Source organism: Cyclobacterium plantarum (assembly GCF_011290685.1).
GTDB lineage: Bacteria > Bacteroidota > Bacteroidia > Cytophagales > Cyclobacteriaceae > Cyclobacterium > Cyclobacterium plantarum.
The window spans coordinates 1-16,904 of sequence record NZ_JAANYN010000007.1 but is presented as its reverse complement, the minus strand read 5'-3'; the positions used below and the strand labels follow the sequence as shown (position 1 = coordinate 16,904).

General features: G+C 43.0%; 16 protein-coding genes. 4 read left to right on the top strand and 12 right to left on the bottom strand.

Annotation, left to right across the window (positions count from 1 at the left end; translation table 11 throughout):
• From G9Q97_RS16265 to G9Q97_RS16215, 11 genes are all read right to left on the bottom strand, one after another.
• Positions 1-1,029 (bottom strand): rod shape-determining protein, encoded by a 1,029-nt coding sequence (locus G9Q97_RS16265; protein WP_166148691.1) that lies wholly within the window; start codon positions 1,027-1,029, stop codon positions 1-3.
• A 223-nt stretch (positions 1,030-1,252) separates the two neighbouring features.
• Positions 1,253-2,779: a bifunctional phosphoribosylaminoimidazolecarboxamide formyltransferase/IMP cyclohydrolase gene (purH, locus tag G9Q97_RS16260; RefSeq protein WP_166148689.1), complete on the bottom strand. Its 1,527-nt coding sequence runs from the start codon at positions 2,777-2,779 to the stop codon at positions 1,253-1,255.
• A 132-nt stretch (positions 2,780-2,911) separates the two neighbouring features.
• Complete coding sequence (gene purN / locus G9Q97_RS16255) at positions 2,912-3,469, bottom strand: phosphoribosylglycinamide formyltransferase (protein ID WP_166148687.1); 558 nt, start codon at positions 3,467-3,469, stop codon at positions 2,912-2,914.
• A gap of 46 nt (positions 3,470-3,515) precedes the next feature.
• Positions 3,516-4,451 carry a glycoside hydrolase family protein gene (locus G9Q97_RS16250; RefSeq protein WP_166148685.1) on the bottom strand — a complete coding sequence of 312 codons (936 nt, stop codon included), beginning with the start codon at positions 4,449-4,451 and terminating at the stop codon, positions 3,516-3,518.
• 31 nt (positions 4,452-4,482) lie between these two features.
• On the bottom strand, positions 4,483-5,355 hold the full coding sequence (locus G9Q97_RS16245) for a geranylgeranylglycerol-phosphate geranylgeranyltransferase (RefSeq protein WP_166148683.1): 873 nt from the start codon (positions 5,353-5,355) through the stop codon (positions 4,483-4,485).
• A gap of 217 nt (positions 5,356-5,572) precedes the next feature.
• Positions 5,573-6,355 carry a Rossmann-like and DUF2520 domain-containing protein gene (locus G9Q97_RS16240; protein ID WP_166148682.1) on the bottom strand — a complete coding sequence of 261 codons (783 nt, stop codon included), beginning with the start codon at positions 6,353-6,355 and terminating at the stop codon, positions 5,573-5,575.
• Between the two features lie 180 nt (positions 6,356-6,535).
• Positions 6,536-9,064 (bottom strand): cytochrome c biogenesis protein CcsA, encoded by a 2,529-nt coding sequence (gene ccsA / locus G9Q97_RS16235; RefSeq protein WP_166148680.1) that lies wholly within the window; start codon positions 9,062-9,064, stop codon positions 6,536-6,538.
• A 38-nt stretch (positions 9,065-9,102) separates the two neighbouring features.
• Positions 9,103-9,519 carry a cytochrome c maturation protein CcmE domain-containing protein gene (locus G9Q97_RS16230; RefSeq protein WP_166148669.1) on the bottom strand — a complete coding sequence of 139 codons (417 nt, stop codon included), beginning with the start codon at positions 9,517-9,519 and terminating at the stop codon, positions 9,103-9,105.
• Between the two features lie 3 nt (positions 9,520-9,522).
• Complete coding sequence (locus G9Q97_RS16225; protein ID WP_166148667.1) at positions 9,523-9,765, bottom strand: CcmD family protein; 243 nt, start codon at positions 9,763-9,765, stop codon at positions 9,523-9,525.
• Position 9,766: 1 nt separating this feature from the next.
• Positions 9,767-10,441: a cytochrome c biogenesis protein CcsA gene (gene ccsA, locus G9Q97_RS16220; protein ID WP_166148665.1), complete on the bottom strand. Its 675-nt coding sequence runs from the start codon at positions 10,439-10,441 to the stop codon at positions 9,767-9,769.
• 232 nt (positions 10,442-10,673) lie between these two features.
• Positions 10,674-11,339 carry a heme exporter protein CcmB gene (locus G9Q97_RS16215; protein WP_166148654.1) on the bottom strand — a complete coding sequence of 222 codons (666 nt, stop codon included), beginning with the start codon at positions 11,337-11,339 and terminating at the stop codon, positions 10,674-10,676.
• A 163-nt stretch (positions 11,340-11,502) separates the two neighbouring features.
• Here G9Q97_RS16215 and G9Q97_RS16210 point away from each other — a divergent pair, with 163 nt between their 5' ends.
• Positions 11,503-12,564: a dihydrodipicolinate synthase family protein gene (locus tag G9Q97_RS16210; protein ID WP_246255756.1), complete on the top strand. Its 1,062-nt coding sequence runs from the start codon at positions 11,503-11,505 to the stop codon at positions 12,562-12,564.
• Between the two features lie 30 nt (positions 12,565-12,594).
• On the opposite strand, the gene serS is transcribed toward G9Q97_RS16210, so the two are convergent.
• Positions 12,595-13,872 carry a serine--tRNA ligase gene (serS, locus tag G9Q97_RS16205; protein ID WP_166148652.1) on the bottom strand — a complete coding sequence of 426 codons (1,278 nt, stop codon included), beginning with the start codon at positions 13,870-13,872 and terminating at the stop codon, positions 12,595-12,597.
• A 164-nt stretch (positions 13,873-14,036) separates the two neighbouring features.
• Between serS and G9Q97_RS16200 the strand changes: the two genes are divergently transcribed.
• The 3 genes from G9Q97_RS16200 to G9Q97_RS16190 all read left to right on the top strand — a co-directional run bounded on the left by G9Q97_RS16200 (position 14,037) and on the right by G9Q97_RS16190 (position 16,744).
• A complete protein-coding gene (locus tag G9Q97_RS16200) occupies positions 14,037-14,912 on the top strand; it encodes a PIG-L deacetylase family protein (protein ID WP_166148650.1) in 876 nt (291 codons plus the stop codon).
• Between the two features lie 195 nt (positions 14,913-15,107).
• On the top strand, positions 15,108-15,866 hold the full coding sequence (locus G9Q97_RS16195; protein ID WP_166148648.1) for an SDR family NAD(P)-dependent oxidoreductase: 759 nt from the start codon (positions 15,108-15,110) through the stop codon (positions 15,864-15,866).
• Positions 15,867-15,889: 23 nt separating this feature from the next.
• Complete coding sequence (locus tag G9Q97_RS16190) at positions 15,890-16,744, top strand: fumarylacetoacetate hydrolase family protein (RefSeq protein WP_166148647.1); 855 nt, start codon at positions 15,890-15,892, stop codon at positions 16,742-16,744.
• The last annotated feature ends 160 nt before the right edge of the window (positions 16,745-16,904 follow it).

Genomic DNA, 16,904 nt, shown 5'->3' with positions numbered 1-16,904 from the left:
TTATGTCATGAGTACTGTTCTAAAATGATTGATATTTTTTAAAGCATTTCCTGTACCTCTCACTACCGCTCTCAACGGGTCCTCCGCAATATGAATAGGCAGTTTGGTTTTTTGGTGCAACCTGCGGTCCAGCCCTTTTAATAGCGCACCTCCTCCTGTAAGGTGAATCCCATTGTCATAAATATCTGCCGAAAGTTCAGGTGGAGCGATCTCCAGCGCTTTCAGTACAGCCTCTTCTATTTTGGAAACCGATTTGTCCAAAGCAAAAGCAATTTCTGAATAAGAAACCTTGATCACCTTGGGAATACCGGTCATCAAATCTCTTCCCCGGATTTCATAGTCCTCTGGAGCGTCATCCAATTCCGTAAGCGCAGACCCTATCGCAATTTTGACTTTCTCCGCTGATCTTTCTCCAATTAACAGGTTGTGTTGCCTCCTCATGTAATCCAAAATGTCTTTGGTAAAAGAGTCTCCAGCTACACGTATGGACTGATCAGCAACAATTCCTGACAAAGCAATCAACGCAATCTCCGTTGTACCCCCGCCTATATCTACAATCATGGATCCCATTGGCTTTTCAATATCAATACCTATACCGATAGCTGCTGCTATTGGTTCGTAGATCATGTAAACCTCCTTACCCCCGGCATGTTCGGCGGAATCTCTTACCGCTCTTTTTTCTACCTCTGTAATTCCTGACGGAATACAGATGACCATGCGGTGGGACTGTGGAAACATGCCCTTGTTATGTCCGGGGATCATTTTGATCATTCCCCGAATCATCTGCTCTGCGGCATAAAAGTCCGCAATCACCCCATCTTTCAACGGACGGATGGTCTTGATGTTTTCATGCGTTTTTTCATGCATGTTCATGGCCTCCCTGCCTACCGCCAACACTTTATTATTGGTTTTATCTATGGCAATAATGGATGGTTCGTCCACTACAATTTTTTCTTTATGAATGATCAGCGTATTGGCTGTTCCCAAATCAATGGCAATGTCACTGGAAAAAAAGTCAAATAATCCCATTTCGGTATTTTCTAAATTAAATGATTATTGTTTTTTAAAGTTAGCACAATTCAGCCCTTAAAGAGAACGGGTGCCTACAAAAATATTATCTTATTTTTGTTTTATTCATCAAATCCTTTACTTCTTTATTTTTGGTGTCTAATCCCTGTAAAACGTATTCTTTAATATTTAATGGTTTATTAAAGCAGTCCGGAAAATTGAAAAACTTGCCAGAAATATTTTGTCAATGTTTAAAATGCCTGAGCCCTGTCATGACCATGGACATTCCGTGCGCATCACAATAAGCAATGCTGTCATTGTCCTTAATGGACCCTCCGGGTTGTACCACTGCGCTGATGCCTTCCTGGCCTGCTATCTCTACACAATCCGGAAATGGGAAAAAAGCATCAGAAGCCATCACAGCTCCTTTCAGATCAAACCCAAAAGTTTTGGCTTTTTCAATGGCCTGTTTCAGGGCATCTACCCGGCTTGTCTGTCCAACACCACTGGAATATAGCTGGTCCTTGTTACTAAGCACAATGGTATTGGATTTGGTATGCTTACAAATTTTCAGGGCAAACAGCAAGGCATCCTTTTGCTCCTCTGTTGGGATTTTTTTGGTGACCAGCTCAAAGGCTGTTTTATCCTCTGTTACCAGGTCTTTATCCTGTGCCACAAAGCCGTTCAATAAGGTTTTGATTTGTAAGGTACCTGTCAAGTTTATTTTTTGCTTCAAAAGAATCCTGTTTTTCTTGCCTTTCAAAAGCGCCAAGGCATCTTCATCAAACTCAGGAGCAATTAACACCTCAAAAAACAGGCCGTGCATGGATTCAGCAGCGGGCAGGTCCACTTTTTTATTTGTGATCAATACACCTCCAAATGCCGATACAGTATCCGCAGCAAATGCCTTTTCATACGCCTCCTTCACCGTCTTGCCTGTTGCTGCCCCACAGGCGTTGGTGTGCTTCAAAATAGCAAAAGCTACTTCATCGGGAAATTCAGCAATCAATGCCACTGCGGCATCCACATCCACCAGGTTGTTGTAAGACAATTCTTTTCCATTCAATTGATCGAAAAGTGCTGTTAAATCTCCATAAAAATGAGCCTTTTGATGAGGGTTTTCCCCATATCTCAGGCTTTTTGCATTGCCTTCACTGATCTTTAGGGAAGGAATATTTTCCTGCCTGTTGAAATAATTAAAAATTTGGGTGTCATAATCAGAGGAGACATTAAAGGCCTGGGCTGCAAAATACCTGCGGTCTTCACTTTTTAAGCTGCCGTTCTGAGCTTTTAGTTTTTCCGCCAAAGCACCATATTGCGCTCTGGAGGCGATGATGGTTACATCTTCGTAGTTTTTGGCAGCCGCCCTGATCAATGCGATGCCGCCAATATCTATTTTCTCGATGATGTCTGCTTCCGATGCTCCTGAAGCAACTGTCTCTTCAAAGGGATATAAGTCTACAATAACCAGATCGATAGCTGGAATGTCATAAGATTCGGCTTGTGACACATCTTCTTCATTTGATCTGCGGTGAAGTATCCCTCCAAAAACCTTGGGATGAAGGGTTTTCACCCTTCCACCAAAAATGGAGGGGTAACCGGTAAGCTCTTCCACAGGGATTACTTCCGCCCCCTGTTCCTCTATGAATTTTTGGGTGCCACCTGTGGAATAAATCGATACCCCTTGTTGTTTTAAGAGTTCGATGATGGGTTCCAAATTGTCTTTGTAATAAACTGAGATCAATGCAGATTGTATTTTCTTTTCAGCCATTGCGGTTAACTATTATAATTTTTTTCTCCATTGGCGAAGCATTCCATTAAAAACTGCCAACGAATCCGAAAAAGATTTGGTGATAATTTTTTAGATTTCTATTAGGTGGACAAAGTTAGGAAAATCAGTGCATTAAATCAGACTTTCGATCACATTTGGATAGTATTTGTGCTCCAGGGCATGCACTTTTTCCGCAATTTCTTCGGGGCTGTCTCCCTGATCGATGGAAACAGCGGCTTGAAAAATAATTTTGCCTTCATCGTAATTTTCATTGACCAAATGTATGGTAATACCAGTTTCGCTATCCCCAGACTCCTTTACTGCCTGGTGGACATGCTGACCATACATGCCCTTTCCCCCATATTTGGGGAGCAGGGCAGGGTGAATGTTGATGATTTTTCCGGGAAATGCCTTGATCAGGGCTTGGGGTAGCTGAAGTAAGAACCCTGCCAAAATGATAAAATCGGTTTTGTGTTGCCGCAGGATTTCGATCAACCTGCCATTTTGCAACTCTTCCTTCGAAAAAACCCGGGTGGGAATATTGAATTTTTTCGAACGCTCCAAAACATAGGCACTTTTTTTATTTGAAGCGACAAGGGCCACTTTTGCTTTGGAGGATTTCTGGAAATATTCCATTATTTTTTCCGCATTGGTACCGTTTCCGGAGGCAAGAATGGCAAGTTTTTTCAAAATATTGCGAAGGTTTGATGTTGGAGTAAAATTACAAAATCAATTCCTATTCGGCAGGAAAATGGACAACTACTTCGGGGTGCATGGTATAAAACCTGAAGCGTTCCCCATCATGGACGGTGATACCACTGGACTTGTTTTCCCCCATTATGGGATTTTCGGCGTATTTGGTCCAATGGACCAGATCATCTGATACAGCCATATTCATGGTCCAGTCGCTCCAGTCTTCAAGAGAGGTGCCATGGTAATAGGCATAATATCGATTTTTGTATTTGATGATCTGATTTACAGCCAGGCCATATTGGTCGTATTTTTCCGGGCCCATGGTAATGACCGGATCATCTGACACATTGGTCCATACTTTCTGGTCCTGGGAAGTGGCCAACCAGATGCCCTGGTCATTCCGTTCATAAAACAAGTACCATGTACCATCTTCCACCCATACAGTGGGAGTGCCATAAGGGCCATCAGTCAGTGGAGAACCGTCTACTTGTCTGATGTTAAGGTCTCCCTGGTTTTCCCAATGAATCTTATCTGTGGAGGTTAGCATTTTGGCGATATCTCCCCGGCCTTCGGCAAACATATAATAAGTGCCATCATGTTTCCAAACCATCATGTCTTCCACCCAACTTTCGGCAAATATGGGGTTGTCTTCATGTCTTGTCCACTGGAAACCGTCTTCCGAAAAGGCATAACCCAGTTTTAGAAAGTCGTTATCCTCGTATCCGTCAAATCCCGTGTACCACATGTGGTATCCGTCATTCTCTTTCAGGATGTAGCCCCTTTCCCGGATCATTTTATCCCAGGTACCTATCCCTGTACCTTTAAATACAGGGTTTGGCCCTTCAGGTTTAAAAACGCTGATTTCTGCAGGAAAGGAATCATTGTCTTCTGTGTGGTCATTTCCTGTACTTTTTGGATTACAAGCCCCCCAGAAAACCAATACAAAAATGAGGTAAAAATTGGTAAAATCATTTTTCATACCTAAATATAAGCCATTTTTTAACAATATATTATAGAAAGCCCATGCTCATGATCCCTGTCAACATCAGAATCTTGGAAAAGGTGCTTAGTTCAGTAAAATGAGATTTTCTGTCTGCCTTGTAAATTTTAAACATAAAAATCAAAAAGAAAATACTCAGTCCTCCAAAGTAAAGGAACAACAAGGGTTCATTTATTTTAAAGGTTACAAAAAGAATGGCTGCTACGAACAAAACAGCAATAAGGAAGATGATGTTTTTCGTTTTCCTGAATCCCAAAACGATGGGTAAGGTCCTGCATCCATGTTTTCTGTCTCCATTCCGGTCTTCAATATCTTTCAGGATCTCCCTGATCAGGTTGATAAAAAAAGCGAAAATGGCGTAGGTCAGTATCAGCAACTCTGATTTTTGATAGTAAATGCCTACAATCCATATGGCCAGACCTGTAAGTGATGCCACGGTGAGGTTACCAATAAAAGGAAGTCTTTTCAGGGAATTGCTGTAAAGCCATAAAAGAAAAGCTGCTACAAAGGTGATGGCACCAATCCGCGGATGGACCAGTGTTCCAATTAGAATACCTGCCATGTTCATGATGGTGTGCAGGATCATGACCATTCTTCGTTTCATGCCTTTGCCTATTACCACAGTTTTTGGTCGGTTGACGTAATCTATTTTCACATCATAATAATCGTTAATCATGTATCCGGAGGCAGTAAGGATTACAGTAGATATGATCATTAAGTACAGGTGGTAATCCTGAAGTACCGGAATTCCGGATCTGCTGGTGCCCACCAGAAAAAAGGCAGTCATTAATTGAGCAAAGGCGACCATGAGCAAATTGCCCGGGCGAATGATTTTCACAAACGCAGTAAAAGTAAAAACAGGGGATGCCTTATGGTTTTTCATAGGAGTATTAATTGCTTTTCAAAAGCCATATAGCCAGTCCCGACGCTCGGGAGAATCCTTGACCTGCCGGCAGGTGCTTTATTATCATCCCTCTCTGTAAGCTTCTCTTCATACTCGGTTTCATGTTGCAAAATAACGACAATGGACTCAATTTGAACAATAATTTCCAATAAAAAAATGATGCAGGTTTAATTTATAACCATTTGTAAACCAACTGTTAAAGTGGATTAGAGTCAATGATGTCCTGAGAAATTAACCGATAAATTTCTGCCAATTGTTCATTATAGTGTAAAAATTCGTGGTGATTTTCCAATGTGCCAAAATCTTCTCTTTTTGCAGGTCCTGTTTGGGCAGCTTTTGCCCCCATCTGTAAGGTTTTGTTTATTTGTTCAGTGACAAGGGGCTTTAACATGTCAAACTCAAGTCCTTGTCTTTCCAGGATAGACTCCGCAATGCCTATCAGGTGATTGGTAAAATTGGAAGCAAATACAGCGGCCACATGTATGGCTCTCCTGTCCCTGGAGGGTACCACATAGTAAGGTGACGACAAGCTTTTACAAAGGGTTTTAAGGATTTTCATTGCTTTGGATTCCATGGCTTCCAGAAGAAAAGGAACCTCTTCAAAGCCAATCTCCCGGCCTTTGGTAAAGCTTTGTAAAGGATAAAGTATGCCTGTATAATCTGCAGAGCTAAAAGACAGAATGTCTAAAGCCATATTACCACTGGTATGTACCAGTACACTGCCCTCGGGAAGTATGACTGCTTCCGCTATTTCGCCTATTGCCTGATCGCTTACAGCCAAAATAAATAAATTTGCCTGACTTTCTGTAAAATCCAAATGGTCCTGGGCTTCGGTACCATATAGCCGGGAGGAGATTTTTTCTGCCTTTTTCAAATTCCTTCCATAAACCTCTGTAATCACATGACCTGCACTTTCAAGTGCTGATGACAGGTGCCAGGCCACATTACCTGTGCCGATGATTGCTATATCCAGTTTCATGTGTTAATAATTGTTTTTTAATGGTCACACAGCCTGTCCCGATAGTTATCGGAGCTTTTGGGGCATCCCTCCCTTTTTACCCTGCGACATGCCCGATTTCATGCCTTTAAATTAAAAAAAAATAACCCCTAACTTAAATTAGGGGTTATCTTAATTTTCAAAGGTTTTCTAAAATGCGGTTTATTCTAAACCTTTTCTTTTCATTTTCTGGAATTCGTCGAATCTTCGGAAAATAGCTACGGTAAATCCGATCAGCATGATGATGGTTCCGAGCCACAGCAGGTTGATCATGGGTTTCACAGCAGCTTTCATGACCACATAATCTTTTTGATAGGTGTTGACCTTAAAGACAAATTTATTTTCCTCAGGCACAATATTGTCTACTTCCACCTTTATACCCAAATCATTGTCTATATCCACAATTTTTCCCACCTGATTTCCACGAATCAGGAAAATCGGAGATAATTTTTTCTCCACATCATAATCCATGATAGTAAGCTCCGCTTTCACAGCAATGTCACCTTCTTCCAGCGTCATGCCTTCCACTTCATTGATTACTTCTGCACCTTCAAACTGGGTGACGAAATCATTGATAAAAAACTGTTCCCCCGGAGCAGCATTGATAAATTTGTCTTCCTTCCATTCCGGTTCCTCATAATCATTGATAGCCGAAACATGGGTGTAGAGGTCTCTGGATAGGTACCTTTTGGAGTCTGGAGAAGAAATCAAGCCCATGGTAGGGTTGGGTTGTGACATGGGGAAAAGTGTAAATTTCAACTCATCCTCCTGGTAATATTCTACTTTAAAGTAAGAATTCTCCTGAAGTACCAAATCTAAGGTGTCTCCTTTTTGGTGATACTGTTTTCCTTTCGATTCAATGGGCTCCAGCGCGATGGCCTGATTTACCGCACCAGTTTCCTCCATGGCATCTGCTTTGACATAGCCGGGAACACCCGCAACCTTTTTATACCTTCCCCTGTAGATGACCTCATATTCTTTCATCTGCAAAGGTTTGTTGATCCAAAGCAATACATTTTCTTTGTTCAACTCATCTTCCCAGTCTTTCTTGTAGGTCAAACCAGACATGTTGATGGAAATGGTATCGGAATAACCGGAAGAAAACATTACACCTATCAATATCATGCCCAACCCTATATGCGCCAGAGAGCCCCCTGCCAGTTTAAAGGTTTTTTTTCTGAGCAACTTGATCAAAATGGTGCTGTTGGCTACAATGGTAAAGGCTCCTGCCAATACAATAATGATGTAGGAGACATCATAAACCTTCCCAACGGTAATCACAATGGCCGCTAATATCATGGATATGATGTAGGGAGTAACCAGGGCATTTTTTAAATCCTTTTTATCCATTTTGTTCCACCAGAAAAACTGCCCTATACCCGTAAGCAATGCCAGGGCTACGGCAAACCAGAGTTGAAACTTGGTATAAAATCCAATTTGATCTGCCGGAGGAGCAAGGTTGGAAAGCCCACCGAAACTCTCGATGATGGCATTGTATACAGGAATTGAGGTAGGGATGATCACCTGAAAGGCCATCAGCCCCAGTGTGGTGGCTCCTATGAATATCCAAAATTCCCGGGAGTAAACCGAAGCCTCTTTTTCGGAGGTAGGAATGTTTTTCCACTCTTTGATGGATAGCACCAAGGCTATACCCAAAAAGAAAAGCATGTAAATCAGCAATTGTCCTGAAAGCCCCAGATCCGTGAATGAGTGTACCGAAGAATCTCCCAAAACCCCACTTCTGACCAGAAAGGTAGCATAGAGAACCAGGATAAATGAACTGATTACCAGAACTATGGCCGTTTTTAATGCAGTTGAGCTCTTTTTGAAGGTGATCATGGTATGTATAGCCGCTACCATAATGAGCCAGGGCACATATACCGCATTTTCTACAGGGTCCCAGTTCCAGTACCCGCCAAAATTAAGCGTGACATAGGCCCAGTAGGCCCCCATAATGATACCCATCCCCAGAATCATGGCTGAGAAAATGGCCCATGGTAAAGCAGGGCGTATCCACTCAGCGTATTTTTTCAGGGCCAGTCCCGCCATCAGGAAGGCAAATGGGACCAGTGTAGAGGCATAGCCTAAAAACAAAGTCGGAGGATGAATGACCATCCAGATATTTTGGAGAAGGGGATTCAGGCCTGTACCGTCCTCCGGAATAAATTCAGGGTTGATTTGAAATATGGGTGCTTCGGACATGTCCCGGAGCAGCATGAACGGTGAACTTCCGATTTTGAGGTCTCCAATGACAATACCCAGGATCATGGATACCAGAAAAGCCTGGACCAGGGTAAATACCACCATAACAGGTCCTTCCCAGAATTTATTGGTATGGATGACGACCAGCCCCAATACCACATTCCAGAATATCCATAAAATAAAGGCACCTTCCTGCCCCTCCCAAAAACTTGAGATCATGTAGTGCACCGGAAGACCAGTTGAGGAATGGGAATAGGCGTAAAAATATTCGAAACGGTGATTGTATATGATTTCAAACAAACAAAAGGCAATAGAGACAGATGCCAATCCATGGATGTAAAAAGTAATCCTGCTAAAATTTTTCCAGGAGGGTTTTTCGAGCTCACTGGCCCGGGTGTAATAGAAATAAGAAAGGGCCGAAATCAAGGCACTGACAAAAGCCAGAATAACCATAAAATGACCCAAACTACCCACAAAGGTATTCATCATGTTTAAATTCTTTTAAAATGTAACAGATCCCGAAAGTGTTAAGATGAAGTAGTTTTCACGTCTGTTTCCTGATATTTTGAGGGACACTTCATGAGGATTTTATCAGCCACAAACATTTTATCGGTTTTATAGGTACCGATGACTACTACCTGCTCAGACCGGATAAAGTCTGCAGGAACGGGCTCATTGTAATATACTTCCTGTTCTGTTCCGTCATTGTCCACCATGACAAAGGTGAAGGATGTTTTGTCTTCTCCTACTTCTATGCCCACTACCTGACCACTCTGGTCTTTTTTTAACTCGCCTACTACATGAATGGCGGCTGTGTTACCATTTTTGGCCATGGATTTGGCTGTAGAAAAACTTTCATACGTACTGGCATCACCTATGGAAGTGATGATGATGATTATGGCTACTCCTATGATACCCAAGCCAATAATATGTCCTCTTTTCATGGTCTAATTTTTAAATTTTTCTTCCAGTCCGCTGATCTTTCTGTCGGTCTGTATCACATAAACCAAAATACCACCCAAAACAATTCCAATTATGGCAACTAACACATAGATTTTTCCTTCCGACCTCATCCCGTCGGCCATTTGGACACTTGAATTCTGGTAATCCTCTTCTGTTATACCAATTTTGTCCTGAGCTTTTACCGAAAAGCTTACAATCAAAAGCAGGATGACGATACATTTTTTCATATTATTGATTGATCAATTTATCTTCCATTTTTCTTTCCAGGCGTCTGATCCTTACCCTTATGGTACTTATCCATGCTCCGAGCAGGGTCCAGCCTATGATTGCAGGATAAAATACTTTTCTCAAATTGCTATCCATATCATAAGCGTTAAATCCCGGATTGCCCCCGTTTCCGGGATGTAGACTGTCCGTAAGTCTGGGTAATATAAATATCAGGGGAATAAAGGCGGCAAAGGCAAAAATACTGTACACGGCACTGATTTTTGCTCGCTGATACACATCCGTAAGGGAGTTTCTCAATACCAGATAGGCAAAATACATCAATAGTCCAATGGCGGATGCGTTTAACTTTGGATCATTGGTCCAATAATCCCCCCAGGTGAATTTGGCCCACACCATGCCTGTGGTAATCCCCACCACCCCGAAAAGAATGGCAGCATTGGTAAATTCCACCGCCATGTCATCATGGGCCAGGTCTCCTGTCTGCAGGTGTTTGATGCCGTAATAAACGGCGACCACAAGCATCAATATCATGCCAAACCACATGGTAACATGGAAAAACAATGCCCTGATGGTCTCATTCAAAATGGGTAACCTGGGCACGTCAATCAACAAACCTGCGGTTAAAGTGTATGCCAATAAGGCAATGGCCAAAACTTTCCACCAATAAGCTTTCATATTTAAGCGTTTAATTGCCTGGGCCAGTTATCCTGCCTGCTATTACATCTGTAAATCCCCAGTCCTGATTGGCAAATAGGGGAAATGTAAATCGGTGAGACAAGCAATTGACTCCTTGAATCCGGGTACAAAATTAAGTTTTAAAAAGGGATTAATATACTTTTATCCAGTTTATTTGCTCACCGGTAAAAATCAGGTAGTAAGTCGGTTTTAATTGTTTGCAAATCGCAGATCAGCTTCTCCAAAGATAAGGGAAAAGGATATAGGCACTGGCGGTTACAAGGGCATTGATTGCCAGTAAAGTGAGGATTTTTTCCAAATTAATCTCCCTGTCTAATCCATCAATGGCGTTTTTTGAAACCTGAATGGCCATTAATAAGATGGGGATCAATACCGGGAAACTCAAAATTGCCATCAATGTGCCGTTGTTTCCTGCTTTTGAGGCGATGGCAGAGACCATGGTCAGGGAAGCCGAAAAGCCCATGGCTCCCAGCAGCAGGTTCAGCATGAAAAGCGGTTTATCGGCTACGGGATTTCCAAAGACCAGGCCAAAAACCACATATCCCAATAAGGCCAGTACCAGGGTTAGCAGGGTATTGTAAATGGTTTTGGATAATATGATGGCTTCCGGGGAGGCGATCATGTAATAATACAATTGCCTTGCCTGGTGCTCCTGGACAAAGCTTTTGGCTACGGCATTTACCGAAGAAAATAAAATGATGATCCAATACAGCGCATTCCAAACCGGAACCTGCAGGGATCCGGAACCAGCCCCCATACTCAGGTAAGCCGTAAAGACCGCACTGATAACGTACAGAAGTATGCCGTTGATGGCATACTTTTGCCGCCACTCCAAAAGGGCTTCTTTTTTTACCAGTATGACAATTTCCTTCCACATTGGGAGGCAAATATAGGCATAGAGGTGATTTTTGTCTGCAAATACAGTATTAATTTAATTCCTTGTTTACCGGAGATTAGTCTTTTTTACCGAATGACGGGTACCTATAATATAGGTTTTTTCCTTTATTGCCGTAATGGAAAATTGGAGAAAATAAATCCACATGCCAAAATTGTTGAATGCTATGGAATTAAAGAAGACCAATGATGTAAAGAAAAGGCGAAACTTCATGAAGAAAATGGTTATAGGGGTCGCAGCGGGCCTAACACCGGATTTTGGACTGCATGCCCAAAACTTCAATAAGGAATCTATGAAGGAAAAATCCTTTGTGCCTGTCATGTTAACGCCCTACAAAAAAGACAAATCAGTGGACTATAAGGGGCTGAAAGCCCTTACGGATCATTACCTGGAGGCCGGTGCAAGAGGATTTTTCGCCAATTGCCTGAGTAGTGAAATGTATGACCTGAGCCCTGAGGAACGGTTAAAGGTAACAAAAACAGTAGTAAAGCAGGTAAATGGCCGCTACCCGGTGGTTGCTACCGGGTCTTTCGGTAAAAATACCTTTGAGATGGCAGAATTTTCAGAAAAATTAGTTGATACAGGAGTTGATGCAGTCATTTTGATTACTTCTCATTTTGCAGAACCTACAGAAACAGACGAAATAATGATGCGCCGCCTGGAGGCCTATTTGAATCAAACCAAGTCCATGGCTCTGGGTACCTACGAATGCCCAAGTCCATACAAAAGGATATTGTCATTGGAGGTACTGGATTTCCTTTTGGATACCGGGCGATTGGTTTATCACAAAGACACCACAGAAGACATCGAACACATTCGTAAAAAACTTCACCGATCTCAGGGATCTGATCTCGGTATTTATAATGCGCATATTGGGAGCGCTGTAGCTTCACTGCGCGCCGGAGGCGCAGGATTATCTCCTATTGCAGGTAATTATTATCCGGAGGTAATTGCCTGGCTATGCCAACATGCCGACAACCCGGAGAAAAGGGCAGAAGTAGACTGGCTTCAGGAAAAATTAAGGGAAATGGAATCTAAAATTACGGTTAATTATCAATTATCATCCCGGTATTACCTGAATAAATCCGGTCTGAACCTGGAACTACGCAGTCGAAGGGCAGAGCAGCCCCTTAGCAGCGGTCATCAACAACAAATTGATCTGGCCTTCCGGGAAGTTCAGGATTGGAAAGAAAGATTGGGAATATAAAACCGCTTTTAGTGAAGTGGTTCAAATGAATCAGGAAATCCATTCAAAACCCAGGTAAGGTACCAATACCTCGGGCATTTTTATACCTTTTTTACTTTGATTATTTTCCAGTAGCGCGGCAACAATCCTGGGTAATGCCAGCGCACTCCCGTTTAGGGTATGGGCCAAAACGGTTTTTTTATTTTCATTTTTAAACCGGAGTTTCAACCGATTGGACTGGTAAGTTTCAAAGTTACTTACAGAACTGACCTCCAGCCACCTTTCCTGGGCTGCAGAAAACACCTCCATATCATAGGTTAGGGCAGCTGTAAAGCCCATGTCTCCACCACACAATCTTAGTACCCGATAGGGCAATTCCAGTTTTTGCAACAAACCCTGCACATGCAGACTCATGGCTTCCAAAGTTTGGTAAGAATGGTCGGGATGGGTGATTTGGACAATTTCTACTTTGTCAAACTGGTGCAACCGATTTAAACCCCTGACATGTGCTCCCCAATTACCTGCTTCTCTTCTGAAGCAAGGGGTGTAGCCAACATTTTTTTTGGGAAGATCAGCTTCTGAAAGCATTTCATTGCGGTACATATTGGTGATGGGTACTTCAGCGGTAGGGATAAGGTAAAGCCCGTCCCCTGTCGCCAGGTACATTTGGCCTTCCTTGTCGGGGAGTTGGCCTGTGGCATAACCACTTTCTTCGTTGATCAGTACAGGGGGTTGGACCTCGTCGTAACCGGCTTTTTCCGCCTCATCCAGAAAAAAATTGATCAGGGCTCGCTGCAGTTTGGCACCTTTTCCTTTATAAACAGGAAAGCCCGCCCCGGTTATTTTTACTCCTAATTCGAAATCAACGATGTCATATTTTTTGATCAAATCCCAATGAGGCAATTTATAGTCTGGCTCAAGATCAGGAAGTTTCCCATTTTGAAGGATCTCCTCATTGTCTTCGGCGGTTTTTCCTGCCGGTACTGTATGATGAGGGACATTGGGGATGGTATAAAGCAGTTGGGTCAGGCTTTTTTCAGTAGTAATATAATCCTCCTCCAAAATTTTCACCTGGCTTTTGATGGCCGCTGTCCGCTCTTTGGTTTTTTCAGCTGCTTCTTTTTCCCCTGCTTTCATGAGTTGACCAATCTGCCTGGCCAGGGCATTGGATTCAGCTTGTAGTCCATCCCTTTCCAGCTGGATTTGTTTTCTTTGATCGTCCAATTCCAAAACCTGATGGAGCAGGCTTTCCGGATTTTTCAGGTTTCTTTTTTTTAATCCTTCGCAGGCATGGTCAAAACGTTCTCTTATCTCATTAACCTGAAGCATATATCTTGTGGGCTATATTTTCGTTTCAAAATTCAGGATGCAAAGATAAGGAATAAGTTTCGGGCAAAGCGGAGAATTCAGGGATAATTTGAATTTTGGGATTGGCAAAATAGGTCGAAATGACTAACTTCAACCTTTATCTTTTACGAACCAATAATAAAGCTATGAAATCAAAATTCCTCGGATTAATATTTTGTATATTTTCCATTTCCTTTACTATGGCGCAGGACGGCCCATTGAGGATCATCATGATTGGAGCTCATCCTGATGATTGCGATATCAAAGGAGGAGGGACAGCTTCCCTTTTTGTGGCCATGGGGCATAAGGTCAAATTTGTTTCAGTGACCAATGGAGATGCCGGACACATGGAAGAGGGTGGTGGGATGTTGGCCAAGCGCCGAATAGCAGAAACCCAGGAGGTGGCGAGAAGGCTCGGTGTGGAATACGATGTACTGGACAACCATGATGGGGAATTGTTGCCAACGCTTGAAATCAGGTTGCAGATCATTCGGAAAATCAGGGAATGGGATGCTGATGTGGTGATTGCGCCCCGCCCCAATGACTATCATCCGGATCACCGCTATACCGGAGTGCTGGTTCAGGATGCAGCCTATATGGTGGGTGTTCCCAACATTGCTCCGGATACCCCTGCTTTGGACAAGAATCCGGTTTTCCTGTATTTTCAGGATCATTTTCAAAAGCCCAACCCTTTCGAACCACATGTAGCCATTGATATCAGTTCGGTGATCGATAAAAAAATTGACGGAATGGATGCGCACGAATCCCAATTTTATGAGTGGTTGCCCTGGATTGGTGGCTATGCCGATGAAGTACCGGAAGGAAAAGAAGCGCGAAAAGAATGGTTGAAAGGAAAGCGATTTGGCAGCATTTCTCCCGCAGTAAGACTAAGTCTTGCAAAATGGTATGGGGCCGAAAGGGCAAAGGAGGTACAATATGCAGAGGCTTTTGAGGTGTGTGAGTATGGTTCGCAGCCCTCTGATGAGGAGCTGAAGAAGCTTTTTCCCATGCTGGGAGATTGATTTTTTTATCAGCATACAGTTAAATAGAATAGCAATAAACCAAAGGAAATATTAGACACATGAAATCGAGCCTGCCTACCGCAGGCAGGCATGACGAAAACGTCACACAGTGGGATGATTATCATAGCGAGATTCCCCGTCCGACTGGCATCATCCGGGCGGGCATGTGGCCATTAAAGAACAAATTATAGACACATGAATGAAAAGAATATTTTGGTAACCGGAGGGGCCAGCGGAATTGGATTGGCTATCGTCCGAAAGTTTGCCGCAGCAGGATCAAGGGTTTACTTGCTGGATTTTAATCGTGAAAACGGACAAAAGGTAGCAGATGAATTGACCAACGAAGGTTTAAAGGTGGATTTTAAGCTGACCGATGTATCGGATCAGGAGCAGGTTAAAGAAGTCATTGATAGCATTGAAGGAAACCTGGATGTATTGGTGAACAATGCCGGTGTTTCACATATTGGTAATCTGGAGACAACAGAGGAGGCAGACCTGGACCGCTTGTTTGCGGTAAATGTAAAGGGGGTATACAATTGCTCCCGGGCTGTGATCGGCAGGATGAAATCACAGGGCGGGGGAGTTATTATCAATATGGCATCTGTAGCTGCAACCATGGGGATACCCGACCGTTTTGCCTATTCCATGTCGAAGGGAGCCGTCCTTAACATGACCCTTACCATTGCCAGGGATTATGTAAAAGACAATATCAGGTGCAATGCCATTTCTCCGGCCAGGATTCATACACCATTTGTAGATGACTACCTTTCAAAAACCTATCCGGGAAAAGAAAGGGAAGTATTTGATCAATTGGCAGCTACGCAGCCGGTGGGCAGGATGGGAAGTCCGGAAGAAGTGGCCAATATGGCTTATTTTTTGGCTTCCGATGAGGCTGCTTTCCTCACAGGAGCAGACTATCTGGTAGACGGAGGATTTTGTAAATTAAAAATGTAAACAATAAACAAAAAGGAAAACCAATGAAATTGATAAGATTTGGAAAAGCTGGTCAGGAAAGGCCTGGAATAGTGACAGCCAAGGGAAAGAAGTTGGATTGCTCCGCTTCCGGCTTCGATTGGACCGCTGATTTTTTAGGAAAGGGCGAAAGTTTAAAGGAGTTGGAGGAATGGCTGAATGTCCATGAAGACCAATGCCCGGAGATAACTGATGGCGAAAGACTGGGTTCACCGGTTCCTTTCCCATCCAAAATCATGTGCGTGGGCTTGAATTATTCCCTTCACGCCAAAGAAAGCGGAATGGAAGTACCTAAGCAACCGGTTTTATTCATGAAAGCAACCTCTGCGCTGACGGGGCCTTTTGACCCCATTGTCATCCCAAAAAAATCTAAAGCTACTGACTGGGAGGTAGAATTGGCCATTGTCATTGGTAAGAAGGCCAGTTATGTTTCCGAATCCGAAGCCATGGACCATGTGTTCGGGTATGTTTTACACAATGATGTCAGTGAAAGGGATTTTCAATTGAATCACGGTGGGCAATGGGTAAAAGGTAAGAGTTGTGATACTTTTGCTCCGGTAGGGCCTTATCTGGTGAGCAGGGATGAGATAAAGGACCCGCATGATTTAAGGCTTTGGTTAAAGGTAAATGGTAAAATCATGCAGGATAGCTATACCTCAGACCTGGTGTTCAACGTACCTCAGCTGGTAAGCTACATCAGTCAGTACATGAGTTTGCTTCCGGGGGACATTATCAGTACCGGAACACCCGCCGGTGTAGGAATGGGGCTAAAGCCGCCAACTTATCTCAAAGCCGGGGATGTGGTCGAGCTGGGAATTGATGGGCTGGGTGTTTCAAGGCAAAAGGTAGAGGAGTTGTAAGGTAACTTTATCAAAGCACATTTTAATGATAGAGAAGGTAAAGCTAATTTACCTTCTCTTTATTCGTCAACGTTATCAAAATAGGGCTTCTTTCTGAATCCCTAAAAAACTGATATACAATGAATTAAATAGAGGTAATTTAATTCAAAAACCCCGAAAA

Coding starts and splice junctions, on each gene's coding strand:
- G9Q97_RS16265 (WP_166148691.1), bottom strand. CDS start 1,029: ATGGGATTATTTGACTTTTTTTCCAGTGACATTGCCATTGATTTGGGA.
- purH (WP_166148689.1), bottom strand. CDS start 2,779: ATGGCTGAAAAGAAAATACAATCTGCATTGATCTCAGTTTATTACAAA.
- G9Q97_RS16250 (WP_166148685.1), bottom strand. CDS start 4,451: ATGAAAAATGATTTTACCAATTTTTACCTCATTTTTGTATTGGTTTTC.
- G9Q97_RS16245 (WP_166148683.1), bottom strand. CDS start 5,355: ATGAAAAACCATAAGGCATCCCCTGTTTTTACTTTTACTGCGTTTGTG.
- G9Q97_RS16240 (WP_166148682.1), bottom strand. CDS start 6,355: ATGAAACTGGATATAGCAATCATCGGCACAGGTAATGTGGCCTGGCAC.
- ccsA (WP_166148680.1), bottom strand. CDS start 9,064: ATGATGAATACCTTTGTGGGTAGTTTGGGTCATTTTATGGTTATTCTG.
- G9Q97_RS16230 (WP_166148669.1), bottom strand. CDS start 9,519: ATGAAAAGAGGACATATTATTGGCTTGGGTATCATAGGAGTAGCCATA.
- G9Q97_RS16225 (WP_166148667.1), bottom strand. CDS start 9,765: ATGAAAAAATGTATCGTCATCCTGCTTTTGATTGTAAGCTTTTCGGTA.
- ccsA (WP_166148665.1), bottom strand. CDS start 10,441: ATGAAAGCTTATTGGTGGAAAGTTTTGGCCATTGCCTTATTGGCATAC.
- G9Q97_RS16215 (WP_166148654.1), bottom strand. CDS start 11,339: ATGTGGAAGGAAATTGTCATACTGGTAAAAAAAGAAGCCCTTTTGGAG.
- G9Q97_RS16210 (WP_246255756.1), top strand. CDS start 11,503: ATGCCAAAATTGTTGAATGCTATGGAATTAAAGAAGACCAATGATGTA.
- serS (WP_166148652.1), bottom strand. CDS start 13,872: ATGCTTCAGGTTAATGAGATAAGAGAACGTTTTGACCATGCCTGCGAA.
- G9Q97_RS16200 (WP_166148650.1), top strand. CDS start 14,037: ATGAAATCAAAATTCCTCGGATTAATATTTTGTATATTTTCCATTTCC.
- G9Q97_RS16195 (WP_166148648.1), top strand. CDS start 15,108: ATGAATGAAAAGAATATTTTGGTAACCGGAGGGGCCAGCGGAATTGGA.
- G9Q97_RS16190 (WP_166148647.1), top strand. CDS start 15,890: ATGAAATTGATAAGATTTGGAAAAGCTGGTCAGGAAAGGCCTGGAATA.